Below are 25,322 nucleotides of genomic sequence, written 5' to 3'. Positions count from 1 at the left end.
AAAGTGAATGCCGCTGCAAAAAATAATAAAAACAAACAAACTCAAAGGGTTAAATGCGATTGTAAAAATCGTCTTTTAAGACTTGCCAAAACCACCAAGCCAGCGATACTTTCAACAAAAGCTGTCATATTAGTCAGCTTTATAATATTAATTCTCAACGCCTGAACACGCTTTAAATCAACAATCAGAATCAAACACCAGAGGGAGTGTCTCATGCAGAAGATGAAAATCGGCTTGATTCAAATGGGTCTGAAAACCAGCACCGATTTGGAACCCGAAGCCATCCGCGATGCGATGAACGAAGCGCACCTGCCGATGATTCAGCAAGCGGCTGATCAAGGCGTACAGGTACTGTGTTTCCAGGAAGTGTTTAACCAACCCTACTTTTGCCCCAGCCAGGACGGCAAATGGTACGCCGCCGCGGAGCGGGTGCCGGAAGGCCCTACCTGTCAGATGATGCAAAAACTCGCCGCTGAGCATCGCATGGTGATTATCGTGCCGGTGTATGAAGAGACCGAAACCGGTGTTTACTACAACACCGCCGCGGTGTTCGACGCTGACGGCAGCTACCTGGGCAAATACCATAAAACCCATATCCCGCAAGTGGCCGGTTTTTGGGAAAAATTCTTCTTTAAACCGGGGCAATCCAACTGGCCGGTATTCGATACCGCCTACGGCAAAATCGGCGTGTATATCTGCTACGACCGCCACTTTCCTGAAGGCTGGCGGGCACTGGCGCTTAACGGTGCCGAGGTGATTTTCAACCCCTCCGCCACCGTGGCAGGGCTTTCCCAATATTTATGGGAACTTGAACAGCCCGCCTCGGCCGCCGCCAACGGCTGTTTTATCGCTGCCATCAACCGCGTGGGCACCGAGGCACCGTGGAATATCGGCGATTTCTACGGCTCCAGTTACATCGTTAACCCCCGCGGAAAAATCGAAGCCCAGGCCAGCGAGACCGAAGACGAGCTACTGGTCCACGAGATCGACTTGGATATGGTCCGCGAGGTACGCAACAACTGGCAGTTCTTCCGCGACCGGCGCCCGGAAACCTACACCCGCCTGACAGACGGCGAATAATTCCATTGACGAAACAAGCTAACAGGAGCGAACCATGAGCCTATTGATCAAGGGCGGCACGGTGGTCACCCACGCAGATACCTATCGCGCCGACGTGCTGTGTATCGACGGTAAAATTCACGCTATTGGCACCGACTTAGATGTCCCCACTGATTGCGAGATCGTCGATGCCAGCGACCAGCTGGTAATGCCCGGCGGCATCGACCCGCATACTCATATGCAGATGCCCTTTATGGGCGCAGTAGCCAGCGAAGATTTCTACACCGGCACTGCCGCCGCCATGGCGGGTGGTACTACCACGATTATCGACTTCGTGATCCCCAGCCCCGGCCAGTCGTTGCTGGAAGCATTTGAAACCTGGCAGGGCTGGGCGGAAAAAGCCGCCACTGACTTCGCCTTCCACGTGGCCATTACCTGGTGGGACGAAAGCGTTAAAGAGGAGATGGGCACCCTGGTACGCGACCACGGTGTTAACAGCTTTAAGCACTTTATGGCCTACAAAGGCGCCATCATGGCCACCGATGACATTCTGGTGGAGAGCTTTTCGCGCTGCCTGGAGCTGGGCGCGGTGCCCACGGTACACGCGGAAAACGGCGAACTGGTCTACCACATGCAGCAGAAACTGCTCGCCCAAGGCATTACCGGACCGGAAGCACACCCGCTCTCGCGTCCGCCCCAGGTGGAAGGCGAAGCGGCCAGCCGTGCCATTCGCATTGCGACGACCCTAGGCGCGCCGGTGTATCTGGTGCATGTTTCCACCAAAGACGCAGTGGATGAGATCGCCTACGCCCGCCAGCAGGGCCACCCGGTGTTTGGCGAGTGCTTGGCTGGGCATTTGGTGATTGACGACAGTGTCTATCAACACCCTGACTGGGCAACGGCAGCAGCCCACGTAATGAGCCCCCCCTTTCGCCCCAAAGGCCATCAGGAAGCACTGTGGCAGGGCCTGCAGTCCGGCAACTTGCAGACCACCGCCACCGACCACTGCTGCTTTTGTGAGGAGCAAAAAGCCGCCGGTAAAGATGACTTTACCAAGATCCCCAACGGCACCGCGGGCGTGGAAGACCGCCTCGCCGTGCTATGGGATGAAGGCGTTAACACCGGCAAGCTCTCGGCCCAGGAATTTGTTGCCATTACATCTACCAATACCGCTAAGATTTTTAACCTCTATCCACGTAAGGGTGCGATTCAGGTCGGTTCCGATGCCGATATCGTGGTCTGGGATCCCAACGGCACCCGCACGATTTCTGCCAAAACCCACCATCAAAACGTTGACTTCAATATCTTCGAGGGCAAAACAGTGCGCGGCATTGCCCGCCATACGATTAGCCAAGGCAAGTGGGTGTGGCGCGACGGCGACCTACGCGCCGAACGCGGCGCAGGGCGCTACTTGGAACGCCCCGCCTACCCTGGTGTGTTCGAGCTGCTCGCCAAGCGTGCCGAGCTGAACGCCCCGGTCGCCGTTAAACGATAGCCGTTAAACATTAGCCGGCGCTTAATAACTGTTGTTTCTATAAGAACAGTGGAGGCTCTACCGTGACTAGCCAACTGAACCATCTACCCAGCGCAAAAGAGGTCGGCACTTACGACCCGCACGCGCTGGCAAACAACTTTAGCGATCTTCATCCACCATTAACCCAGCGCCAGGCAATCATCGAAAGCCAGCGCTGCCTTTACTGCTATGACGCGCCCTGCGTCGAGGCTTGCCCATCGGACATCGATATTCCGAGTTTTATTCGCCAAATCAGCGATAACAATATCAACGGTGCGGCGGAAACCATTCTGGAAGCCAATATCCTCGGCGGCAGCTGCGCCCGGGTGTGCCCAACAGAGATTCTCTGTGAACGTAGCTGCGTGCGTAATCACGATGCTGAGTGCCAGCCGGTGCTCATTGGTTTGCTGCAGCGTCACGCCACCGACAATATGCAGTTCGATAGCCACCCCTTTAAACGCGCCGCCAGCACTGGTCGCCATATAGCCGTGGTAGGCGCCGGGCCAGCGGGGCTCTCCTGTGCCCACCGCCTGGCGATGCTGGGCCATCAGGTAACGATTTTTGAAGCTGAGCAAAAGCCTGGAGGGCTCAATGAGTATGGTATTGCCCGCTACAAGATGACCGATGATTTCGCCCATAAAGAGGTGGAATTTCTACTGGAGATTGGCGGTATCGACATCCAGTACGGCCAGCGCCTTGGCGACAACCTTGAACTCGCTAACCTGCACAAGCAGTACGACAGCGTATTCCTCGGTTTGGGGCTAGGTACCAGCCGCGCTATAGGACTCACCGGAGAACAAGCACCCGGCCTGATGCCTGCGGTGGATTACATCAAAACCCTGCGTCAAACCGATGAACTGGGCAGCCTAGCCGTCGCCAAGCGCTGTATTGTGATCGGCGCGGGCAATACCGCCATTGATATGGCCACCCAAATGGCGCGCTTGGGGGCGAGCGAGGTAACGCTGGTCTACCGCCGTGGCGTTGAGGCGATGTCGGCCACCGACCACGAGCAGGAGATCGCCAAAGCCAACGGCGTGCGTATGATCACCTGGGCGCGGCCCGACGAGATTCTGCTGGATAATCAGGGCCGTGTCGCAGGTATGCGCTTTGCCAAGACCGCCGATCAAGCAGGACGATTAACGCCCACCGGGGAAACCTTCGAGATCGCCGCCGACGCCATTTTCACCGCTATCGGCCAAGGCTTCGAGGGCGAAAGCCTCCGCGATACTACCGCCGCCGAGCTGGCTCGCGACGGCGAACGTATTCACGTCGATGAGATGTTCCAAACGTCACTGCCCAATGTTTACGCTGGCGGCGACTGCGTAAAACCCGGCCAGGATCTCACCGTACAAGCCGTGCAGCACGGCAAGTTAGCGGCCCACGCCATTCATCAAGCGCTCGCCGCCAAGCAGGAGGCCGCATGAATACGACATCTTCCACTCCCCTTTCTTTCCCAGGTAAGAAAAGCAGCGGCGACAGCGTCGTCAACGGCGTTGATCTGTCGGTAAATTTCGCCGGTATCAAAGCCCCCAACCCGTTCTGGCTCGCCTCTGCCCCGCCCACCGACAAAGCCTATAACGTGGTACGCGCCTATGAGGCGGGCTGGGGCGGCGTGGTATGGAAAACCCTTGGCGAAGAACCACCGGCGGTGAACGTCTCTTCGCGTTACTCGGCCCACTACGGCAAAAACCGCGAGGTCATCGGCTTTAACAATATTGAGCTGATTACCGACCGTTCGCTGGAAATCAATCTGAAAGAAATCACTCAGGTAAAAAAGGATTGGCCCGACCGTGCGCTGATCGTCTCCATCATGGTGCCCTGCAACGAGGAGGCCTGGGCGTATATTCTGCCACTGGTGGAAGCCACCGGTGCGGACGGCATCGAGCTCAACCTGGGCTGTCCCCACGGCATGCCAGAGCGCGGCATGGGCGCGGCAGTGGGTCAAAACCCTGACCTGATCGAGAAAGTCACCTACTGGTGTAAGAAGCACTACTCCAAGCCGGTGATTGTAAAACTCACTCCCAATATCACCGATATTCGTGTCGGCGCCCAGGCAGCGCTGCGGGGTGGCGCCGATGCGGTGTCGCTGATTAACACTATCAACTCGATCACCAGCATCGACCTGGACAATATGGTCGCCAAACCCACCGTGGGCCACCAAAGCACCCACGGCGGCTACTGCGGCAGCGCCGTGAAACCCATAGCGATGAATATGGTGGCGGAAATTGCCCGCGACCCGGCGACGCCAACACTGCCGATTTCCGGTATTGGGGGTATTTCTACCTGGCGGGATGCGGCAGAGTTTATCGCCCTCGGTTCAGGCAGCGTTCAGGTATGCACCGCGGCGATGCTCAACGGTTTTCGCATTGTGGAGGAGATGAAGGATGGCCTCTCCCGCTGGATGGCGGAAAAGGGCTACGACTCCATTGAGGCGTTTTCCCGCAAGGCGATACCGCAAACCACCGACTGGAAACACCTGGATATCAACTTCAAGACCATCGCCAAGATCGACCAGGATTTGTGCATCGAATGCGGCCGTTGCTATATCGCCTGCGAGGACACCTCCCACCAGTCGATTGCCAAACTCACCGAGCAGAATGGCGCGCGCCGCTATGAAGTGATCGAAGAGGAGTGCGTGGGCTGCAATCTTTGCCAAATCACCTGCCCGGTGGAGAACTGCATCACCATGGTGCCCCAGGAAACCGGCCAACCCTTCCTGGCCTGGGATAACGACCCGCGTAATCCTTTCCGTGTCGCCTCTTAAGCGTCATTTTAAACAATCACTCACAGTGCTCCGCCCTCAATCAATGAGGGCGGTCGCGTCCTGCGCAACATGTTGTTCCATGATCCAATAGCGACAAAAGGCAACTTCCTTGGCAATATGAGAAGCCATCGCATATAGAATATATTCTCATAAAAGGAAGCCCAATGAAGCACGCTGCTATCACCACAACAGCTCTCACAACCCTCACTGCAACGCTACTTCTGGCCAGCGCCGCCGCGAGCGCCGACCAGCGTATCGCCACCTTTGATTTAGGCAGCCTGGATACATTAGATGCATTAGGTTTAAGCGAGCAGGTGGTGGGTGTGCCCAAATCCAGCTTGCCGGACTATCTGGAACAGTACTTAGAAGAAACATACAGCGATATCGGCGGCCTTCGCTCGCCGGATATGGAGGCCCTAAGCGAAAGCGAGCCTAGCTTGATTCTCTACACCGGCCGCCAGGGCGACTGGGAAGACGAACTCGGCGATATCGCCCCTCTACTAAACACTAGCCTGCAAGGCGACGATTACCTTGCCGCTTTTGACGCTAATGTGCGCGAACTCGCCAGTCAGACTGGCGCAGAAGCTGCAGCAGAAGAAGCCCTTGAAATCCTACACAACAGGATTGAAACCCAGCGAGAAGCTCTGAGCAACGCTCCCAGCACTCTGGTAGTGACTCATAATGGCGGCAACCTGATGTTAAACCAGCACGCGTTGGTTCACGCTGTGCTTGGCGTAGCTGCACTTGAGATGCCTGATAGCGTGACATCAGAAACCCGCGGCACCCGCACCTTTACGCCGCTTTCTGCTGACGCCGTTGCCGAAATTAATCCAGAGATCGTGCTGGTGATCGACCGCAGCGCTGCGATTGGCGATGAACCTGCCGACGCGGATGCCTTAGCGCAAATGCTTTTAGAAGCGGGTGCCGAGAAAGCGCGGGTTGTCATGCTAACACCCGCGTTGTGGTATCTCTCCGGGGGCGGTTTGCAAAGCTTAGCCTTGCAAATCGATGAAGTATCAGCGGCGCTGAGCTCATCAGATAACTAAGACTTCGCGAAACTCCCCCTCTCACAACAGCCGCTAAAGAGGGGGAGCAGTCAGACAAGAAAGAATTGTTGACCTAAAACTCTTCCCACTCGTTATCCGCAGCGCTTTTCGACTGCGCTACCCGGGGTGCTGGCCGAAGCAATGCTTGTTGCGGCTTGGCCGGTGCCAAAGGGGCTGGATGGGCAACCGCGTCCCCTTCCGCTAAACGGAAGGCAGAGACAACGCTTTCAAGCCGCGCGGCCTGATCTTCAAGTGAACTCGCCGCCGAAGAGGCCTCCTGAACCAGGGCCGCGTTCTGCTGGGTCACTTCGTCCATCTGGGCGACCGCTTGATTGACCTGCTCAATGCCCGAGCTCTGCTCCTGAGACGCCGCAGAAATTTCATCCATAATATCGGTCACGCGGCGTACCGAAGAGACCACTTCTCGCATCGTCGCACCGGCGCTTTCGACTAATGCCGAGCCCTCTTTCACCTGGGTTGATGACGCCTCAATCAGTGCTTTGATCTCTTTGGCGGCATCCGCACTCCGGCTCGCCAGATTACGCACTTCGCTGGCCACTACCGCAAAGCCGCGCCCCTGCTCACCCGCCCGCGCCGCTTCCACCGAGGCATTGAGTGCCAGAATATTGGTTTGAAAGGCGATAGAGTCAATAACACTGATAATATCAGCAACTTTCTGCGAGCTTCCTGAAATGCCATGCATAGTGGAAATCACTCGCTCAACCACTTCACCGCCGTTACTGGCCGTGCTCGATGCATCATTAGCTAACTGGCTAGCCTGACGGGCATTATCGGCATTCTGTTTAACGGTAGCGGTTAACTGCTCCATGCTCGCGGCGGTTTCTTGCAGCGAGGCAGCCTGCTGCTCGGTGCGCGACGACAGATCTGCGTTGCCACTGGCAATTTCACGCGCGCCGATATGAATCGATCCGCTGCTATCACGTACTTCAGAAACCGTTTTGGCTAAGCCGCTCTGCATATGCTGCATGGCGATAAACAGTTTACCAATCTCATTACGGCCACGATCACTGACTTTCCCTGAAAGATCATTTTGAGCAATACGTTCAAAGTGCGCTACCGCCTCGTTCAACGGTTTTACAATTGAGCCGACCATGGCGATGCGAACAAATAGAACCATTAATGCAGCAATAATAAGGGCTGCCAACTCAATGTAACCAAAGAGCTGCATCTCACTTTCATAACTGGTAATCAATTGGTCGCCGCGCTCAACCAAGTACTCATTAAAGGCTATGCTCGCCTCCATAAACTGCTGATTCAAATCACTGGTTAGCTCTTGTGCAGTGCGAAAGCGAGACTCATTGCCTGCCTGTAATGCTTCGCCTTGAGGAATTAGACCTTGCTGCATAAGGTTATTAAAGGCAGTGATCACCGCTTCAGCCAACTCTGGCTGAGTCGCTTGAGGATCGTATGATTCAAAAGTTGCAAAGAATTCTTGGGCAGCCGTTTGAAAAGTTACCGCTTGAGTGAGGTAATCACTCGCTACGCCAGTATTACCTTCATGTTCTGCGTCTAAACTATTCAAATAAAATAGCTGCGTATAGGAAACTGATCGTTGGGTACGGTTGAGAGGCAGCATTTGATGCATGGCGACATTATCTAGTTCGTCAAGGGACTCTCCCCCCTGTTTCCCCGATTGGTGACTGAGAAAAGCAATTATTAATATTATTATTGAGAAAATAGCGAGTATGAGCGTCAAACTCATTTTCACTGAAATATTACTAAGTAGTCGATTCATAGGTAGGTAGCCTCGATACCGGTGCGTCAACGCCTCGGCTTGCGTTAAGGTAATAAAGGAGACCGACCTAATCCTATTTAACCAGATAAAATCAGCAGCCTTTTGGGTTGGCTGATATTACAACCCCTACTCAACCTGCAACATAGAGTTCATACTTTTTAACAATTGACATGTTTGCCAGCGAACTACTGTCTAAATAAATTAAGCACTTATAAAGATTCGCGCGAGAGATCTCTCTCCCACGCGTTAGGTTTTGCTTTATGACTGACAGTTTTTCTTGCTCAGAACGGCCGTTGAGCTATTAAAAGCTAAATAAAGCCTGGGGCTTAAAAAGCTTCCCAATCCTGGTCAGCGCTATTCGTTTTTTGGCTACCCAGTGCTGGCCGCATAAGCGCAGGCTGTTGTTGTGAAGAGTGTTGTGAGGAAAGACGCGGCGAGGTTAGTGGAGCATGCTGCGTATGACTCTCCCCTTCAGCTAAACGGAAGGCCGACACAACGCTTTCAAGCCGCGCGGCCTGATCTTCAAGTGAACTCGCCGCCGAAGAGGCCTCTTGAACCAGCGCCGCGTTCTGCTGGGTCACCTCGTCCATCTGAGCGACCGCTTGATTGACCTGCTCAATGCCCGAGCTCTGTTCCTGCGACGCCGCAGAAATTTCATCCATAATATCGGTCACGCGGCGTACCGAGGAGACCACATCACGCATGGTTTCTCCAGCGCTTTCCACTAATACTGAGCCCTCTTTTACCTGAGTGGATGACGCCTCGATCAAGACTTTAATCTCTTTGGCTGCATCGGCACTGCGACCCGCTAAGTTACGCACTTCGCTGGCCACCACGGCAAAACCACGCCCTTGTTCTCCTGCCCGCGCCGCTTCCACCGAGGCATTGAGTGCAAGGATATTGGTTTGAAAGGCAATAGAGTCGATAACGCTAATAATATCGGTGACTTTTTGCGAGCTTTCTGAGATGCCGTGCATGGTGGTAATAACTTTATCAACCACTTCGCCGCCGTTGCTGGCCGTACTAGAGGCGTCATTAGCGAACTGACTGGCTTGGCGGGCATTATCGGCATTCTGTTTAACCGTAGCGGTTAGCTGCTCCATGCTGGCGGCAGTTTCTTGCAGTGAGGACGCCTGCTGCTCGGTACGTGACGATAGATCCGCGTTGCCACTGGCAATTTCACGCGCGCCGATATGAATTGATCCGCTGCTATCACGCACTTCAGAAACCGTTTTAACTAAGCCGCTCTGCATATGCTGCATGGCGATAAACAACTTGCCAATCTCATTACGTCCACGATCACTGACTTTCCCTGAAAGATCATTTTGAGCGATACGTGCAAAGTGCACCACTGCCTCGTTTAGGGGCTTTACGATAGAGCCCACCATGGCGATACGCACAAATAGAACGATTAACGCAGCAATTATAAGTACAGCGATATCAATATAAGTGAGAAGCTGCATGCCGCTCTCATAATCGGCAACCATCGACTTGTTTTGCTCAGCCCGATAATCATTGTAAGCACTAATAGCCTCGATTAGCTGCTGATTTAAGTCACTCACCACTTCCCTTGCGGTATTAAACTGACGGCTGTTACCCGTATTCAATGCCTCATCTAAGGGGATAATCCCCCGTTGGATCAAGCTCTTATAGGTGGCAATCACGGTGTCAGAAAGTGCCGACTCAGGATCGGTGGCTTCAAACTCTGCAAAGTAATCTTGCGCAACTCGCTGAGCATCTTGGGCCCGAGCCAGGTAGTCACGGGCTGAACTGGCATCACCCTTCTCAAACGCATCGAAGCTACTAACGTAGAAAAGCTGAGCGTAGGCAATGGATCGTTGACTGCGGCTAAGCGCTAAAGTGCGATCACCCGATAGGTCAAGCTCTTTCAACGAAGTACTGCCCTCTTCGCCTGCCTGATACCCCAGAAAAGAAATGATTATTATTAATAATGAGAAGATAGCCAAAACAAGGGTTAAACCCAGTTTGACTGATAGGTTATTAAGTATACGGTTCATAGTGCGGGAGGTGCCTCCAGGCCAAATCCATTAGCTTTTGGCAATTTTCATCATCTAGCTAGAGTACTTCTAGCGGCTTTAGATTAACTTAAATCGACCAATATTTTTTACGAGGTACTATTATCGGCCTAGAAGTCGTAGACTTTAGTCTAATTTGAAAATTATTTTCCTCCATGAAAATAACAACAATTTGACAACGGGAGTAAACGGTAGGTCGGGCGTATTGAACATCAGTAAAGATAACACCTTAGCCATGGATTGATTAAGGCCACGGCTAAGGTGAAAGGAGTCTTCTCAAGGTTATTTATCGGGGTGTATACGGATCCGGTAGAGAACACAGTAAACCACCGGTAACACTACCAGGGTTAAAAGAGTGGCGACGCCGAGGCCGCCGATCAACGCAACCGCCATGCTGGCAAAGAAGGCGTCGCTAATCAGTGGGATCATCCCCAGCATGGTGGTTAATGCGGCCATCGACACCGGCCTAACCCGACTAACCGCCGCTCGCACTACCGCGTGGTAGCGGTCTTCGTGCAACGGCAACTGCACGTTGATCTCTTCGACCAACACGATGGCATTTTTGATCACCATACCGATCAAGCTCAGCGTGCCCAGCAGCGCCATAAACGAGAAGGGCAACCCGGTGATCAACAGCGCGCCCACGACGCCAATAATCGTCAGCGGTACCAGCGACCAGATAGCCAACGGCTGGCGGAAGTTATTGAACAGCACCACGGTGAGAATAAACATCATCACGATACCCAGGGGCAGCGAGGCAAATAGCCCACTCTGCGCTTCGCCTGCGGTCTCGTACTCACCGCCCCACTCCAGCCGATAGCCCGCAGGTAGATCTAACGCTTCCACCCTTGGGCGAATCTCGGCCAATACGCTGGCGGCGGTCACCCCGCTTAACGGGTCAGGCTCGCCGTACACCGCCAGCATGCGTTCACGATTGCGGCGCATAATAAGAGGATCCGCTACCTGGGTGGTGATATCGCGGATCACTTGATCGGCCGTAATGTAGCGGCCTTGCTCTTCACTCCATACGTTCAACGAGCCTAAATTGTCTACGTCATGGCGCTGTTCGGGGATCGCCCGAGCCACTATCGGAATCAGGTCGCTGCCATCGCGGTAAACCCCCACCTGGCTGCCGCTGGTGCTGAGAGCAAGGGTGCTGGCCAAATCTTCACGGGAGACACCCAGTCTGCGCGCGGTATCCTCAAGAAAGACAGGCTCAATCGCCTGCACGCGGTTACGCCAACTGGTGCGCACGCTGGTCATATTCGGCGTATCGCGGAACATGGCCTCCACCTGGTCGCCCAACTGGCGTAGCACCGCCGGATCGCTGCCGTAGAAGCGTGCCTCTAGTTTGGCTTTCGGTGCGGGGCCCACTTCCAACGGGGCGATTTTATAGTCAATATCGCTATGGTCGCGCTCAAGCACTTTCTCAACGTCGGCCATGCGGTCATGCTGGGTCGCTTTATCATCAGTTTCGACTATCAACTGCGCATAGCTTGCGTAGCGGTCTTCCGGCGAATAGGTGAGGGTAAAGCGCTGCGCCCCGCCACCCACGGTGGTGGTCAGGTGGCGAACCCCCGGCATCTCCATCACGCGCTCTTCCAACTCGCTAACGCGGCGCTGGGTTTCGAGAATATCGGTACCTTCCGGCGTGCGGTAATCGACAAAAAAGATCGGCGTATTAGAGGCTGGGAAGAAGGCATTTTTAACCGAACCAAAGCCGACCACCGCACCCGCCAACACCACCACCATCAGCGCCAAGGTTAACCAGCGCCAGCGAATACCAGCGACAATCACGCGGCCTACGAAGCGGTAAACCACGCCTTTGTAGGGATCTTCCTGGCCATCGCCGGGGGCAACGTTGCGGAAAAATAGCTTGAAGTAGAACGGCGTTAACGTCAGCGCCGTGATCCAGCTCAGCAGCAGCGAGTAGAGCAGCACGAAAAAGAGTGAGCCGATAAACTCACCGGTGGTGTCTGGCGATAAGCCGATGGGCGCAAAGGCGGCAATCGCGATTAGCGTGGCCGCCAGCAAGGGCCAGGCGTTTTGGCTAACCACTTGATGCGCCGAATCACGGATACTTTGGCCCCGCTTTAGCCCCACCAACATGCCTTCGGTGACCACAATGGCGTTATCCACCAGCATGCCAAGAGCAATAATCAGCGCACCCAGCGAGATTTTTTCCAGCTGCAAACCGTGAAAGCGCATCATCATAAAGGTGCCGATAATGGTGATCAGCAGGATAAAGCCCATTAACAGCCCGCTGCGCCAGCCCATAAACAGCATCAGCACCACGATCACGATGGCCACCGCCTGGATCAAGCTGACCAGGAAACCGGAGACCGCGTCATCGACCACCTGGGGCTGGTTATAAACGACGTTTAGCTCCATGCCCAGTGGCGTGCGGTTTTGCAGTTCATCCAGACGCTGCTCTAGCCGTTCGCCCACCTCAACAACGTTGACGCCGCTCTCAAAGGAGACGCCCAGGGAGATCGCCGGTCGCCCCATATCGCGGTAAAGCTGCTGGGGCTGCTCCGCCAGCTCACGGCTCACATCGGCAATATCGCTCAGCCGCACCAGCTCGCCGTCCCCCTCGCTGACAATCAGCGCACGCAGATCTTCAATATTCGCCGCGCTGCCCGAGGGCGTGATGCGAAAACGACGGCCATCCTGTTTAAGATGCCCTGAGTCTGCCACGGCATTTTGGGTCTCAAGCAACTGCTGCAGGCGAGAAAGCGGGATATTGAGCGCCCGCAGGCGCTCGCGATCAACTTCGATATAGATGCGCTCTTCGTGCTCACCGCTTAATGACACTTTCGCAACGCCCTTCACCAGCGCGAGCTCGCGCTTGAGAAAGTCCGCGTGGTCAGCCAGATCCGGCATGCTATAGCCATCGCCGGTCAGGTTAACCATAAAACCAAATACATCGCCAAAGTCGTCGTTAACGCGAGATTGGCTTGCCCCCGGCGGAAGCGCGGCCTGAGCGTCCTGTACTTTACGGCGCAGCGAATCCCACAGTTGCTGCAACTCTTCGTTTTGTACCGTGCTTTCAAGCTCGACGTTAATCTGCGAGAGGCCATCAGAGCTTACCGAACTAATACGCTTAATCGATGACATCTCCTGGATCGACTCTTCCAGGGTCGAGGTGACTTCCTGTTCGACTTCTTCAGGCGTCGCTCCGGGATACTGCGTGGTGATCAGCGCATTGCGAATGGTAAATTCGGGGAACTCCAGTTGGCCCATGCCTAAAAACGATAGCGCGCCGCCCGCCAGCAGCACCACCGTCATTAAATAGCTGGCCGCTCGGTGGCGTAGAAAGTAGTCGACCATATTAAAGCCCCTGCTCTTTTTCCCACGGTGTCACCTGGGTATCCGCGGTTAAACGGTGGGCGCCAGCGGCCACGATGCGATCCCCCGCCGCCAACTCGCCGCTGACTTCAAGGCCGTTTGAGGTTAATCGACCGACCTCTACCGGCACTGCTTCAACGTTTTCCGGCGCGACGAACCGCCATACCTGGGCCTGGTCGGGATCATCACCGGCATAGCTCACCGCCTCCGCGGGCAGGCGCCACAGCGGGGCGCTATTGTCGGTTTGCAGCGAGCTCAAATCCAAGCGCACGTTGGCACTCATGCCGTCTAAAAGGGTGATATCGTCGGGCTGGGGAAGCGTAAGGGTGACTTCATACGCCAAGCTCTGTGCGCTGGCTTGGGTGGTGTAAGAGGCAAGCTGGGCGAGATAGGGCTTGTCGCTATTACCAAAGCGCACTTCGAACGCCAGCGCATCACCGAAGGGCGTTCCATTGCTTCGCGGTATGCGCTGTACGATCTGCTCGGGCAGATGAAACACCACGTCTAGCTGTCCTGGCTGCTGGATCACCGCGACTGTTTCTTGAACTTGGACTATCTGGCGATTATCCACAGGCACTTGGGCAATCACCCCATCGTAAGGGGCGCGTAGTTTTGTATGCTCGACCTGCTCCTGGGCCTGCTCAAAGGTGGCTCGCGCAGCCCGCCACTCACTCTCCGACTCATCAAACTGGGATTGACTGACCGCCCCGCGCTGCAGGGTATAGCGCATGCGCTCCAGCGTTGCCTCAGCTAGCTGCAATCGCGAGCGGGCGCTGTCCAGTTCGCTTTGCACATTACGATCATCAATCCGTGCGATCACCTCGCCCTCGCTCACTCGCTGGCCGGGGCTCACATTGAGCTCCAGCAGCTCCCCGGCCATACGAAATGACAAATTGCTGCGCGTAGAGGCTTCCACTCGCGCCGGAAACTGCCGCAAGACAGCGGCATTTTCCGACTGCAGTGTCAGTAACTTGACGGGCCGCGTTGGATCAGTTGACTGCGCCTGGGGTTGCTCACAGCCCGTCAGCACGAGCATGGCCAGTATGACGGGCAGTGAACGAAGAAGAGTAACGGGCACGGTTGGCTCCTTGATGGCGGACAGTGCGAATTTTCAAAGCTGCTTTCAGAAAATAAAGTCAGTATTATACACTTCACTGACATTCATGAATGTCAGTGAAGTGTATAATAATCACCAACTGGCGACTTTGCTATCCATCGCTGCCAAAATACTGTGAATTTTATTAATAGGAGCCGCTATGTCCCGTCGTAAGGCTGACGCTGAGCGTACCCGCGAGGCGATACTTGACGCTGCGGAGGCCACGTTTCTGGCTCAAGGCGTTTCACGTACTACATTGGCGCATATTGCCCAAGCGGCCGGAGTGACACGTGGGGCCATTTATTGGCACTTTGAGGATAAAGCAGCGGTCTTCGATGCATTGCTGGAGCGCGTACGCATTCCTTTGGATGAGATTGTGGATGAAGCTATCGAGCGAATCGGCGCAACCCCCACTATCTGTTTGCGCGATATTGCTCAACGCCTATTGGCAGCCATTTGTTATGACTTACCTTTGCAGCGGGCCATCACCATCGTGCTGCACCGCTGCGAAAAATTAGAAGATGAACATCCGCGTATCTGCATGATCACCCAACTCCCTAAACATTCAGAAACCCAGGTCGAAGCGTTATTTGAACAGGTCCAGACAGAAGGCCAATTGCGCGCGGGCCTTACCCCGACCAGTGCACGCCGCCAGTTTCACAGCTTTCTAATTGGCGTTTGCTTTGATTGGCTCCAGGATCCTCAGCAATATTCATTGGTCGATGAATACAACGGCATAGTAGAAACGCTAATGCGTGGTTTATTGGACAATCACAACATATAAGCTTTAAATAAAGCTTAAGCTTTTGATAGTAAATATTTATAAAACACGTATTGGGAAAATCTTGAGGCTATCTTGCCTCTCCAGTGATTGCTCTTTACACACTTAATTTCCAGCCTTTTCGCGGGGGGCGATAAAGTGTTCAGCCAATACGGTGCTCATCGGTACATTAAGCGTAATGTCTTTACCCGGAATAGGTTGCTGAAACCAGCGTTCGTAAAGCAGCGGCATTTCCGGACTGGTATAAATATGCTCAAGAGCCTTGTTCACCTCAGCTGCAAAGGCATCGTCGCCCAATCGCATTAGAAAACCGAGCGGCTCTGTCGACGTAATGGCTTCTTCGGAAAGCGCGTACGCTTCAGGATGCTCGGACTCAGCCATCATTGTGCTCAGTAATATATCATCCATCGCGAAGGCCGCTACGCGCCCATCAGTAACTAAATCAAACGCTTCCTGCAATGTCTCGACTGGCACGACCGACAAGTTCAGTTGCCGTTCTCGATTGACCTGGTTGATCTGGCTGACATTAACGGTGCCCCTAGCAACGCTCACGCTTCGTCCGGCCAAGTCCTCCAAGGTGTTAAACCCATTCTCTTTCAGGGCCACATAATGCACCGAGACAAAGAAATGGCTCAGTGCAAACTGCGCACTCTGCCGTCGCTCTGGGGTATTAGTACTGGCATTACACTCAATATCGATATCACCGCTATTGAGCAGTTGTACCCGATTACTAGGCGTACGATACACATAGTCTATATCCAGGGAAGGCAGACCTAACTGCACTTGCAGCTGTTTCGCTAAACGCTGGCAAATATCAATAGAGTAACCGACGACGTTACCGTGACTATCTAAATAAGAGAATGGCGCTGTATCACCATAGCCAACCCTTAATACGCCGGTTGCTTCTATGCGTTCAAGCGAATCGATAGGCGTCTCTGCATAGGCTGCCTCTCCACCAGCCATCATTACCCACAAACTACACCACCCAAGCAATAAACTCCGGCGCATAACACACCTCCTCTACTCTATGTACTGCTCAGGGTTGGCGAAAATAGCAGCGAGCGCCGGCGCTAGCGGCAAGTTCAATACCCGGTTGTCGGGAGGGAGCGGCTGCAAAAACCATTTTTCATAAAGCGTGTGGATAGTGTCACTCTGATAAATGTTGCGTAGCTCCTTATTGACCAGCTCAACAAAAACAGGGTCATCAGGCGGCATCATTAAGCCATAGGGCTCGGCACTGCTCAGCGTTGCTTGAGAAATATGGAAAGCGGCAGGGTCTGCGGCTGATGAAATCAAACCCGCTAATAAAATATCATCCATCACAAACGCGGACGCCTGCCCTGAGGCGACCATATCAAAGGCTTCTTCATGATTACGACTGAGCATCACCGATATATTGAGCCCCTCGGTGCGATTAAGCTCGTTGAGCTGAGCAATATTGATCGTGCCCGTGGTTGATACCACGCTGCGGCCCGCCAAATCCTGCACACTGTCCATATGCTGCTCGGCAAGCGATACATAACGTGTCGCGGTCAGAAAATGAGGGTATGAAAAAGCGGCTTGGCGCCGGCGTTCAGGGGTGTTGGTGGTCACTCCGCACTCGATATCCACTTCGCCATTACGCACTAATATAAATCGATTGGCAGGCGTTACCGGCACATAGGTGACCTTTAGATCACCCAAGCCCAATGATTCCTCCAGGCCTTTAATCACGTTTAGGCAGAGGTCGATCGCATAGCCTGTAGGTTGATCGTTAACCAGGTAGGAGAAGGGTACTTCGCTGGTGCGATGGCCAATAGCAATCTCACCAGCCGACGCAATACGCGACAACGTCGGCGAGGAGGCGACCTCCTCACTAGCAGCGGCACCTTGCCACATCGCACTAATCATTAATAACGCTACTAGCCACTTCATAGGCTTACCTTTGTTCGATGATCCCGGATTCCATAGTCATCCCTGCGGCATAGAGCATATAGCGGTCGCGCCCTTTCGCCTTGGCCGCATAGAGCGCCAGATCTGCGTGACGTAGCAAATCATGGCTATTACGGCCATCGGCGGGCGCGGTAGCAATGCCAACACTCACTCCAATGTTAATTTCCTGGTTATTAAACTGATACGGTTCACGTAGGGTAGACACAATCGCTTCTGCCAGTACTTTTGCCTCACTGGAGGCACTACGCACAACGCGTTGAATGATGGCAAACTCATCGCCACCAAGGCGCGCCACCAAATCATTGTGGGTCAGCAGCCCCTGTACCCGCTGACTAACTTCAACGAGCAGAGCATCACCCGCCGCGTGCCCCAGGCTATCGTTTACTGCTTTAAAATGGTCAAGATCAAACAGCATGACATTAAATACGTCACCTTGATGCAGTGAGCTCACCGCCGTTTTTAAAGCATTATTGAGTTGCACACGATTGGGCAATTTGGTCAGCTCATCATGATGCGCAAGGTGCTGAAAGCGCAGAGCTTCGTCTTTAACTTCAAGTAAGTGTTCACGCTCAATGACTTTCTTACGAAGCGCGTCTATGGCCTTTGCCATCCGGCCAATCTCATCGTTACGGTCGGTATAAGGCGTGCTGTCAGCGGTCTGGTTTTTAGCGATGTCGGTGAGCGATCTAATTAATACCGGCACAGGTGTAAATAACTGACGCATCAAAATAGTAACGAGCAGGGCTGTCGCGACCAACACCACCAGTAGCGCTATAAATGCTTTACTAATCAGATCATTGCGCATCTGATACAACCCTGCTTTCTGGCCTATGGTGGCCACTAGAGCACCTAATAGTTGACCATCAGACGTCACAATAGGCAGTGAACTAACAAAGTGCTCTTCACCGCCAATGCTGGCAAATCCAACATAAAAATCAGCGGCATCCGATGTTGTATGCCACGTATCGATCTCCAGATTGGCGGGTGAGTCTGATGATGTATTAAGTGCATCGGCGACTACGGTGAAGCCCTCTGAAGACTTCGCGAACAGCCATACATTGTTACGTGTTTGAGCACTTGCCAGCGCCAATACATCAATTGGACTAAACCCAGTTTCCAGAACCGACTCTTCATCGCCAATCGGGCGCTGGGAAATGATATGCGTGACTTGACCGGTATCATCTGTCTTAACCGCCACGGACGTATAAATACGCCTAATAGTCGCACTCACTATCTGAGCGTTCACCTGCGCTTCGCGCAACCACTGCTCCCGGGCGCCACGTTCAACCATCAAAAAACCCGATAGCGCCCCCGTTAAATACGCAAACAGCACACCCATCAGCATAAACATCACCACCTTACCCACCAGGGTATGATGCCAAGGAAGTTTAGCCACAGGCAGTGAAGCACTCCTATATTGGGGTTCTGGCATCTACTCCGGTTCCTTCATGGCTATAGCTGCAGCGGGCCTATCCAAGCGTCATCGCAATGAGCGATCATTTCTTTAACAAACAAGCTTTTTTGACCACTATTTTATTCGACAAATGTATACAAACAATTAGGTTTTATTTACTAAAGTATCATTAAAATGAGCTGGCATGTCTTAAAAAAATGACAAGCGTAATCATTCTTATTGTCCTACCCTTTTGGCATATCTCTTGCTTTATAAATAGCTAACAGGTTCGCTTATTTATGTTAGGAGATCGTGATGCACCAGTCTGATTACCCGCTCAGTGAGGTTCCTATCGGCGCCCGCAAGGGCCTGCTCTCCACCTCCGCAGTGCTGCTTGGTTTTACGTTTTTCACTGCGACCATGTGGGCTGGCGGCACGTTAGGCCAGGCCTTTCCGATTGGCCAACTACTATGGGTCATACTGATTGGCAACCTGCTGCTGGGGGCTTATGCGGCAGCACTTGCTTATATCGCCTGTAAAAGCGGACTCAATTCGGTGCTGATGGGGCGCTTCTGCTTTGGCGAGAAGGGCAGCAGACTCTCCGACTTTATTCTCGGCTTTACCCAGATAGGCTGGTACGCCTGGGGCACCGCGACGATTGCGCTAGTGTTAGTACGCACCACTGGGATGCCTGAATGGCTGGAAATCCCCTTAATGGTGCTCTTTGGGTTTGGTTTCTGCGTGACCGCCATGATTGGCTATAAGGGTATGGACTGGCTGTCGCGCTTTGCCGTCCCCGCCATGATGCTGTTTATCCTGATCAGCCTCTTCACCGGGTTGGTGGATGTGCGCGGCTTCGCGGGACTGAGCCAGCAAACACCCACGGAAAGCATGAGCGTAGCAGCGGCGATTACCGTCATCATCGGCACCTTTATTAGCGGCGGCACCCAAGCCACCAACTGGAGCCGCTTCGCCAAGACCCCGAAAATTGCCGTCATCGCCACCCTGACGGCTTTTTTTGTGGGGAACGGCTTAATGGTACTGACCGGCGCACTCGGCACCATGATTTACCAGCAGGCGGATATCGTGGATGTATTGATCGCTCAGGGCTTTGTCACTATCGCCGTGCTGATGCTGTTTCTGAATATCTGGACAACCCAGGACAACACCATCTACAACTTCGCCGTGGCAGGTTGCAATTTGCTGCGCACCGAAAAGCGCCGACTGGTCACCGTGGGCGGCGCAGCGATTGGCACCGTGCTGGCGGTAGGCGGCATGTATAACCTGTTGATTCCTTTTCTGGTACTTCTGGGTACTTTTATACCGCCCATGGGCGGGGTGATCATGGCGGACTTCTGGCTTAAGCATAAAGGCCGCTACCCCGCATTGGATAACGCCCAATTGCCTAACTTCAATCGCCGAGGGTTAGCTGCGTATGCGCTGGGCGCCGGGGCGGCTTACTTCTCCCCGTTACTACCTCCGTTGGTGGGTGTGATAGTGGCAGCGGGCAGCTACGCCGTGTTACTTCGTTTAAACCACGCTACGCTAAGCGATACGCTTCCCTCTACTGCCGAACAATAAGTGAGCCCCTGTTTTATATGAGCATGCAAATTATCAACGCCCGCCTACGCCAGCGCCCTGAGCTTTACCGACTTGAGATTGAGAACGGCACGTTCACGTCAATTACCGTGCAAGACGCACCGCAAACAGCGAGCGAAGGGCAGATTGATGCGGGGGCAAAGCTCGTTTGCGCGCCCTTTATTGAGCCACACATTCATTTAGACGCCGCCCTCACCGCCGGTGAGCCAAGCTGGAACCAGAGCGGCACGCTTTTTGAAGGCATTGAGCGCTGGGGCGAGCGTAAGCCCATGCTGACCGAAGCGGATATTCGCGAGCGGGCACTGAAGACCCTGAATTTGTTGATCGGCAATGGCGTGCAGTTTGTGCGCACCCACGCCGATACCAGCGACCCTAGCCTGATTGGGCTGAAAACGCTGTGCGCCCTGCGTGATGAGCTAAAGGATAAAATTGATATTCAGGTGGTCGCTTTTCCTCAAGACGGCCTGCTCTCTTACCCTGGCGGCGACAGGCTGATGGAAGAGGCACTAGAGATCGGCGCCGATGTGGTAGGCGGCATACCCCACTTCGAGTACACCCGCGAGCTGGGCGTGGCCTCCATGAAGCGGGTAATCGAGCTGGCGATCAAGTACGACCGTCTGGTGGATGTGCACTGTGACGAGATTGATGACCCCAATTCGCGCTTTCTCGAAGTATTGGCCTGCGAAGCACTGTTTAACGACTTGGGCAGCCGCGTCACCGCCAGCCACACCACGGCGATGCACTCTTACGACAACGCCTACTGCTCCAAGCTGTTTCTGCTGCTCAAGCGTTCGGGCATTAACTTTGTCTCCTGCCCCACGGAAAGCATTCATCTTCAGGGGCGCTTTGACACCTATCCAAAACGCCGCGGCGTGACACGGGTAAAAGAGCTCAACGAAGCGGGTATTAATGTCTGCTTTGCCGAGGACTCCATCTTTGACCCCTGGTACTCCCTGGGGAATGGAAAGCTGCTACGCACATTGGATTTTGGCCTGCATATCTGCCAGATGATGGGCTATCAGGACTTCAGCCAGGCGCTCTCACTGATTACCGATAACAGCGCCCGTACGCTCAATATTGAGGCACGCTACGGCATCGAGGTCGGCAAACCCGCCAGTTTCAACCTATTGGAGGGCGAAGATGACTACAGCGTGCTGCGCGCCCAAGGCGAAGTGCTGCTTTCCGTACGCCACGGCGAGATCATCATGCAGCGTGAGCCGAGCAAGATCACTACGCCACAGTGGCTTGGCTAAAGCACTTTAGGCAGGTTAGATTAATCATTTAATCGACCAAAGTTACCAACTAAGGAAGACTACGATGGGCATTGAGACCGTTCGCCAGTTTTTTGCCGAGCACGCGCCGGATATCAACATCGAAGTGCTAGAAACCAGCACTGCTACCGTTCAGCTCGCCGCTGACGCCCACGGCGTAGCGCCTGGTCAAATCGCCAAAACCCTAGCGTTCAAAGTCGGTGAAAAGCCGCTACTGATCATGGCCAGTGGCGATGCGCGTATCGACAACCGTAAGATTCGCGATACCTTCGGTGGCAAGGCCAAAATGCTCGACGCCGAAACGGTCATGGAACTCACCAGCCACCCGGTGGGCGGCGTTTGCCCCTTTGGCCTCGCCACCGACCTGCCGGTGTACTGCGATGAATCTCTCCACGCTTTTGATGAGGTGCTGCCCGCCGCAGGCTCGCCCAACAGCGCCGTGCGCCTAAGCCCCAAGCGCCTGGCCGAGCTGGTCAATGCCGAATGGGTAGATGTGTGTAAGTTGCCGGAGAGCGATCACTTACTCAGCTCTCAAGCCAACGCCACTCATTTAGAGACATCAATTGAACAGTACCATTCGGGGCAGGCAAAGCCACGCTCGCTATTTGAAAAGTAACGCTAGCGTGCTTTTCTGGAATTAAGTAAATGCCACATAATTAATTTTTATCAACTTAAATCACCTAACAACCACACGCTACAGCCTCTGCGCTCACCAAGCTTCCCATCTGCTTGGATGGGATGCTGGTCACGGCGCCAAGAATCCAACCCTCCCAGCAGCTCTTTTACCCGCAGCCCTGCGCTTGCCAACTTCCACGCGCCTTTGGTTGAGCCATTACAGCCAATTCCTCGCAGTAAGTGATATAAACCCGAGTGTTATCGTTTGACTTCAGCGGATGCTGAAGTCAGTCCACCGTAATGAAGGATTATGCTTTTACTGTCGCTCGACTGTCGCCATTTTTAATCCCGCAAAAATTAACATGCCTCCAGCAGTGCGATTTATGCACTTCATAATGAATGGAGAAACAGTTACTCTATTCGACTTATGACCTAGATATGCATACATTGAGTAGCATAATAAGTCTATGAACATGGTTATAAAACACAAAACTGCGAGTTGGGGAAAGACTGGTCGAGAGATGTCTATGAACTGCGGTAATATTGCTGAAAAATAGAGCAATGCCTTAGGATTTGAGGCTTCCAAGACGAAGCCTCTAAGAAAGACGTTATGATAATTTCCTGTTTCCCGCTTTGACGGAGTAATACTTAGCGGCCCAGCGGAGCCCATAATTGCGCCAAAGCCAAGATAAAGAAGGTAAGCAACGCCAATCCACTTAATTGCCGTAAACAGAACGTTCGATGCAATAATGAGCGCAGCAATACCTGTTGCAGATAGAACAAAGAATGAGATGTTTGCAATGGCAATACCCAAGATGACAAAAAATGATCTTTTGAATCCATTCGATGCGGCTTCGCCAGTGACAACAATGGCGGCAGGCCCTGGTGAAAGCACGACCACGAAAGTGGTAACAAGGAAAAGAAAAAGCGTTTCTATCGGAATCATCAGTGCTCCCTCGAGCATTGAAAAATATTAACCCGCTGATTTAGCCGCTACTCTTGTTAAGCTTGAGGTCTAACACCCGCAAGCAACAGGCTCAAATGCGAAGCTTCCCACCTGTTTGGATGGGATGCTGGTCACGGCGCCAAAAATCCAGTCCTCCCAGCAACTCTTTTACCTGCAAACCTGCGCTTGCCAACTTCCACGCGCCTTTGGTTGAGCCGTTACAGCCGATTCCATCGCAGTATGTGATATAAACCCTGGTGGTATCTAACTCAGCTAAACGCTCTGGCGTCATCTCCTTATGCGGCAAGCTGATTGCCCCAGGAATATGCCCGGCACAGTAGTGCTCAAAACTGCGGGTATCGATCACCACGATGTCGCTAATGCCATTCGCCAAGTCCTGCGCCACATCCCAGGCATCGGTGTGATAACAAAGCTTGTCGACCATCGCGGCGGCCATTGAGGCGGGATTTGCAGGAGGAAAAGCGAGTACGGCGGATTGCTGCTCGTTATTCATGTTGCTCTCCTTTATTTGATATCCAGCAAATACCCGTAAAAAGCCGTATTACGCTGCCAGCCCAATGATTCATAAAGGTGCTGAGCACGCTCGTTCTCTACCTGGGTCATTAATATCAAACGTGCAACGCCGTGATCGTGGGCAAGCTGGGTGGCGGCTTCCATTAACGCTCTGCCCGTGCCCTTATCGCGACACTCTGGTAGCACAAACAGATCATTGAGCGTCCAGCGCGCATTTAAGCCCACTGTGGAAACGCCAGGGTATAGCTGCACAAAACCCGTGAGCGCTCCTTCACTGTTCTCGCTAACCAGAATGAAGGAATCCCCTAGCCCCATGCGCTGATCTAAAAAATCCCTCGCCGCTTGAAGATCACTCGGCTGCTTATAAAACTGACGATAGCCATCAAGTAATGCGCTAAGAGCTTCTAAGTCATTGAGTACCGCCGAACGAATGTTAACCATAACGACTGCTCCATCTGGGTGGTGATTAACCACAGCTTGCCGCTATAGTGGTCTACAATAAAGAACCACTTAACGCTAAATTAAGGGAACCAGTGAAACGACGTGATGCCGCTAGCGACTGGATTGTTGAGGTACCTCGCGATATAACATAATCGGGTGCAATGGATTGAGGCTAAAGCAACTTGTGGTGAATGTTTATACTCTTCTGATCGGCGGGCTTTCTCTTCTGCAGCTTATGAACACAGCTCACATGACGCGACGTCGACTTTCCACGATGTACGCTTCGCGCAGTTGCCGCGATACCTCGCCAGGATAGCCGTCACCAATATTGACATCATCGATTGCAATGACCGGCGTGACAAACGAGGACGCTGACGTCACGAAGCACTCCTTGGCGCTCTGTGCTTCCGCGACGCTGAATGCCCGCTCCTCGACACGCAAGGAGAGCGACGCGGCGACCTCTAGAACGACGGCGCGGGTTATTCCCGGCAGGATAGCGTGAGAAAGTTCGCGCGTTACCAACACCCCCTCGTGAGTCAGCATCCAGGCATTATTCGACGCCCCTTCTGTTACCACACCACTCTCAACCAGCCAAGCGTCATCGGCACCAGCCGCTTTCGCCGCCATTTTGGCCATTGCGGGGTAGAGCAACTGTACCGTCTTAATGTCACGCCGGGCCCAGCGCCAATCAGGCTGCGTCGCGACGCGAATGCCTTCTCGGCCACTACGACTTTCAACCAGCACTTTGGCCTGGGTAAACAGCACCAGCGTGGGCTGCGTTGCAGCCTCTGGATAGCCAAAATCACGATCACCGGCACTGCCTCGAGTCAGTTGTAGATAGACCATGCCCTCTTTGAGCGCGTTGCGCCGGATCAGCTCGCGATGAATATCCAACAGTCTATCGTCACCCCACGGCAAGGCCATCTCGAGCTCTACCGCTGAGCGCTTCAATCTCTGCATATGGCCAGGGAAATCGATTAGCTTGCCGTCCAGCACCGACGAAACCTCGTAGACGCCATCGGCGAGCAGAAAGCCGCGATCAAAAACCGATACTTTGGCGTCCTGCTCCGCGACATAGTCGCCATTCACGTAGACCGTGCGCTGTGTCATCTCATGCCGTCTCTATGTATGTCTTTATGTTCATGCTTATCTCTGCTGAAACCGCGCCGGAGTAGGTGGCTCTGTCCACAAT

Annotated in this window: 20 protein-coding genes; 9 read left to right on the top strand and 11 right to left on the bottom strand. The window is 53.6% G+C overall.

The features are described from left to right. Nucleotides 1-213: 213 nt before the first annotated feature. From ACT3UM_RS01330 to ACT3UM_RS01310, 5 genes are all read left to right on the top strand, one after another. On the top strand, nucleotides 214-1,080 hold the full coding sequence (locus ACT3UM_RS01330) for a nitrilase-related carbon-nitrogen hydrolase (RefSeq protein ID WP_035580851.1): 867 nt from the start codon (nucleotides 214-216) through the stop codon (nucleotides 1,078-1,080). Nucleotides 1,081-1,114: 34 nt separating this feature from the next. Beyond that, on the top strand, nucleotides 1,115-2,554 hold the full coding sequence (hydA, locus tag ACT3UM_RS01325) for a dihydropyrimidinase (RefSeq protein WP_498895422.1): 1,440 nt from the start codon (nucleotides 1,115-1,117) through the stop codon (nucleotides 2,552-2,554). A gap of 62 nt (nucleotides 2,555-2,616) precedes the next feature. Further along, on the top strand, nucleotides 2,617-3,996 hold the full coding sequence (locus ACT3UM_RS01320) for an NAD(P)-dependent oxidoreductase (protein WP_498895420.1): 1,380 nt from the start codon (nucleotides 2,617-2,619) through the stop codon (nucleotides 3,994-3,996). Next, the gene (preA, locus tag ACT3UM_RS01315) at nucleotides 3,993-5,336 is read left to right on the top strand and encodes an NAD-dependent dihydropyrimidine dehydrogenase subunit PreA (RefSeq protein ID WP_498895418.1); all 1,344 of its coding nucleotides are present in this window, start codon (nucleotides 3,993-3,995) and stop codon (nucleotides 5,334-5,336) included. The genes ACT3UM_RS01320 and preA overlap by 4 nt, the downstream gene beginning before the upstream one ends. Nucleotides 5,337-5,500: 164 nt before the next feature. Next, nucleotides 5,501-6,382, top strand: a complete 882-nt coding sequence (locus tag ACT3UM_RS01310; RefSeq protein ID WP_498895416.1) for an ABC transporter substrate-binding protein — start codon at nucleotides 5,501-5,503, stop codon at nucleotides 6,380-6,382. Nucleotides 6,383-6,455: 73 nt separating this feature from the next. Here the strand turns inward: ACT3UM_RS01310 and ACT3UM_RS01305 are convergent, their stop codons facing one another. The 4 genes from ACT3UM_RS01305 to ACT3UM_RS01290 form a co-directional block, all read right to left on the bottom strand. Next, nucleotides 6,456-8,138 carry a methyl-accepting chemotaxis protein gene (locus ACT3UM_RS01305; RefSeq protein WP_498895414.1) on the bottom strand — a complete coding sequence of 561 codons (1,683 nt, stop codon included), beginning with the start codon at nucleotides 8,136-8,138 and terminating at the stop codon, nucleotides 6,456-6,458. A gap of 326 nt (nucleotides 8,139-8,464) precedes the next feature. Then, nucleotides 8,465-10,156: a methyl-accepting chemotaxis protein gene (locus ACT3UM_RS01300; protein WP_498895412.1), complete on the bottom strand. Its 1,692-nt coding sequence runs from the start codon at nucleotides 10,154-10,156 to the stop codon at nucleotides 8,465-8,467. 300 nt (nucleotides 10,157-10,456) lie between these two features. Continuing rightward, nucleotides 10,457-13,504, bottom strand: a complete 3,048-nt coding sequence (locus ACT3UM_RS01295; protein WP_498895410.1) for an efflux RND transporter permease subunit — start codon at nucleotides 13,502-13,504, stop codon at nucleotides 10,457-10,459. A gap of 1 nt (nucleotide 13,505) precedes the next feature. Beyond that, nucleotides 13,506-14,600, bottom strand: coding sequence for an efflux RND transporter periplasmic adaptor subunit (locus ACT3UM_RS01290; protein WP_498895408.1), 1,095 nt, complete (start codon nucleotides 14,598-14,600; stop codon nucleotides 13,506-13,508). Nucleotides 14,601-14,778: 178 nt separating this feature from the next. Here ACT3UM_RS01290 and ACT3UM_RS01285 point away from each other — a divergent pair, with 178 nt between their 5' ends. Further along, entirely contained in the window at nucleotides 14,779-15,402 is a 624-nt protein-coding gene (locus ACT3UM_RS01285; RefSeq protein ID WP_498895406.1) for a TetR family transcriptional regulator, read from the top strand. A gap of 102 nt (nucleotides 15,403-15,504) precedes the next feature. On the opposite strand, the gene ACT3UM_RS01280 is transcribed toward ACT3UM_RS01285, so the two are convergent. From ACT3UM_RS01280 to ACT3UM_RS01270, 3 genes are read right to left on the bottom strand one after another with little or no spacing between them, the layout of a single operon-like run. After that, on the bottom strand, nucleotides 15,505-16,407 hold the full coding sequence (locus ACT3UM_RS01280; protein ID WP_498895404.1) for an amino acid ABC transporter substrate-binding protein: 903 nt from the start codon (nucleotides 16,405-16,407) through the stop codon (nucleotides 15,505-15,507). Between the two features lie 12 nt (nucleotides 16,408-16,419). Further along, entirely contained in the window at nucleotides 16,420-17,313 is an 894-nt protein-coding gene (locus ACT3UM_RS01275; RefSeq protein ID WP_498895402.1) for an amino acid ABC transporter substrate-binding protein, read from the bottom strand. A gap of 4 nt (nucleotides 17,314-17,317) precedes the next feature. Then, a complete protein-coding gene (locus ACT3UM_RS01270; protein ID WP_498895400.1) occupies nucleotides 17,318-18,727 on the bottom strand; it encodes a diguanylate cyclase domain-containing protein in 1,410 nt (469 codons plus the stop codon). A gap of 312 nt (nucleotides 18,728-19,039) precedes the next feature. Between ACT3UM_RS01270 and codB the strand changes: the two genes are divergently transcribed. The 3 genes from codB (at nucleotide 19,040) to ACT3UM_RS01255 (ending at nucleotide 22,210) form a co-directional block, all read left to right on the top strand. Continuing rightward, nucleotides 19,040-20,305: a cytosine permease gene (gene codB, locus ACT3UM_RS01265; protein ID WP_498895398.1), complete on the top strand. Its 1,266-nt coding sequence runs from the start codon at nucleotides 19,040-19,042 to the stop codon at nucleotides 20,303-20,305. A gap of 17 nt (nucleotides 20,306-20,322) precedes the next feature. Next, the gene (gene codA / locus ACT3UM_RS01260) at nucleotides 20,323-21,576 is read left to right on the top strand and encodes a cytosine deaminase (RefSeq protein ID WP_498895396.1); all 1,254 of its coding nucleotides are present in this window, start codon (nucleotides 20,323-20,325) and stop codon (nucleotides 21,574-21,576) included. A gap of 64 nt (nucleotides 21,577-21,640) precedes the next feature. Further along, nucleotides 21,641-22,210 (top strand): YbaK/EbsC family protein, encoded by a 570-nt coding sequence (locus ACT3UM_RS01255; protein ID WP_498895394.1) that lies wholly within the window; start codon nucleotides 21,641-21,643, stop codon nucleotides 22,208-22,210. A 315-nt stretch (nucleotides 22,211-22,525) separates the two neighbouring features. Here the strand turns inward: ACT3UM_RS01255 and ACT3UM_RS01250 are convergent, their stop codons facing one another. The 4 genes from ACT3UM_RS01250 to ACT3UM_RS01235 form a co-directional block, all read right to left on the bottom strand. After that, nucleotides 22,526-23,155 (bottom strand): LysE family translocator, encoded by a 630-nt coding sequence (locus ACT3UM_RS01250; protein WP_498895392.1) that lies wholly within the window; start codon nucleotides 23,153-23,155, stop codon nucleotides 22,526-22,528. Between the two features lie 91 nt (nucleotides 23,156-23,246). After that, a complete protein-coding gene (locus ACT3UM_RS01245) occupies nucleotides 23,247-23,669 on the bottom strand; it encodes a rhodanese-like domain-containing protein (protein ID WP_498895390.1) in 423 nt (140 codons plus the stop codon). Between the two features lie 11 nt (nucleotides 23,670-23,680). After that, nucleotides 23,681-24,130 (bottom strand): GNAT family N-acetyltransferase, encoded by a 450-nt coding sequence (locus ACT3UM_RS01240; RefSeq protein ID WP_498895388.1) that lies wholly within the window; start codon nucleotides 24,128-24,130, stop codon nucleotides 23,681-23,683. A 246-nt stretch (nucleotides 24,131-24,376) separates the two neighbouring features. Continuing rightward, nucleotides 24,377-25,240 (bottom strand): D-amino-acid transaminase, encoded by an 864-nt coding sequence (locus tag ACT3UM_RS01235; RefSeq protein ID WP_498895386.1) that lies wholly within the window; start codon nucleotides 25,238-25,240, stop codon nucleotides 24,377-24,379. Nucleotides 25,241-25,322 lie beyond the last annotated feature (82 nt).

Origin of the sequence: Halomonas sp. AOP13-D3-9 (genome assembly GCF_052379125.1) — a bacterium.
Lineage (GTDB): Bacteria > Pseudomonadota > Gammaproteobacteria > Pseudomonadales > Halomonadaceae > Vreelandella.
This window is presented reverse-complemented; position numbering and strand designations above follow the sequence as displayed.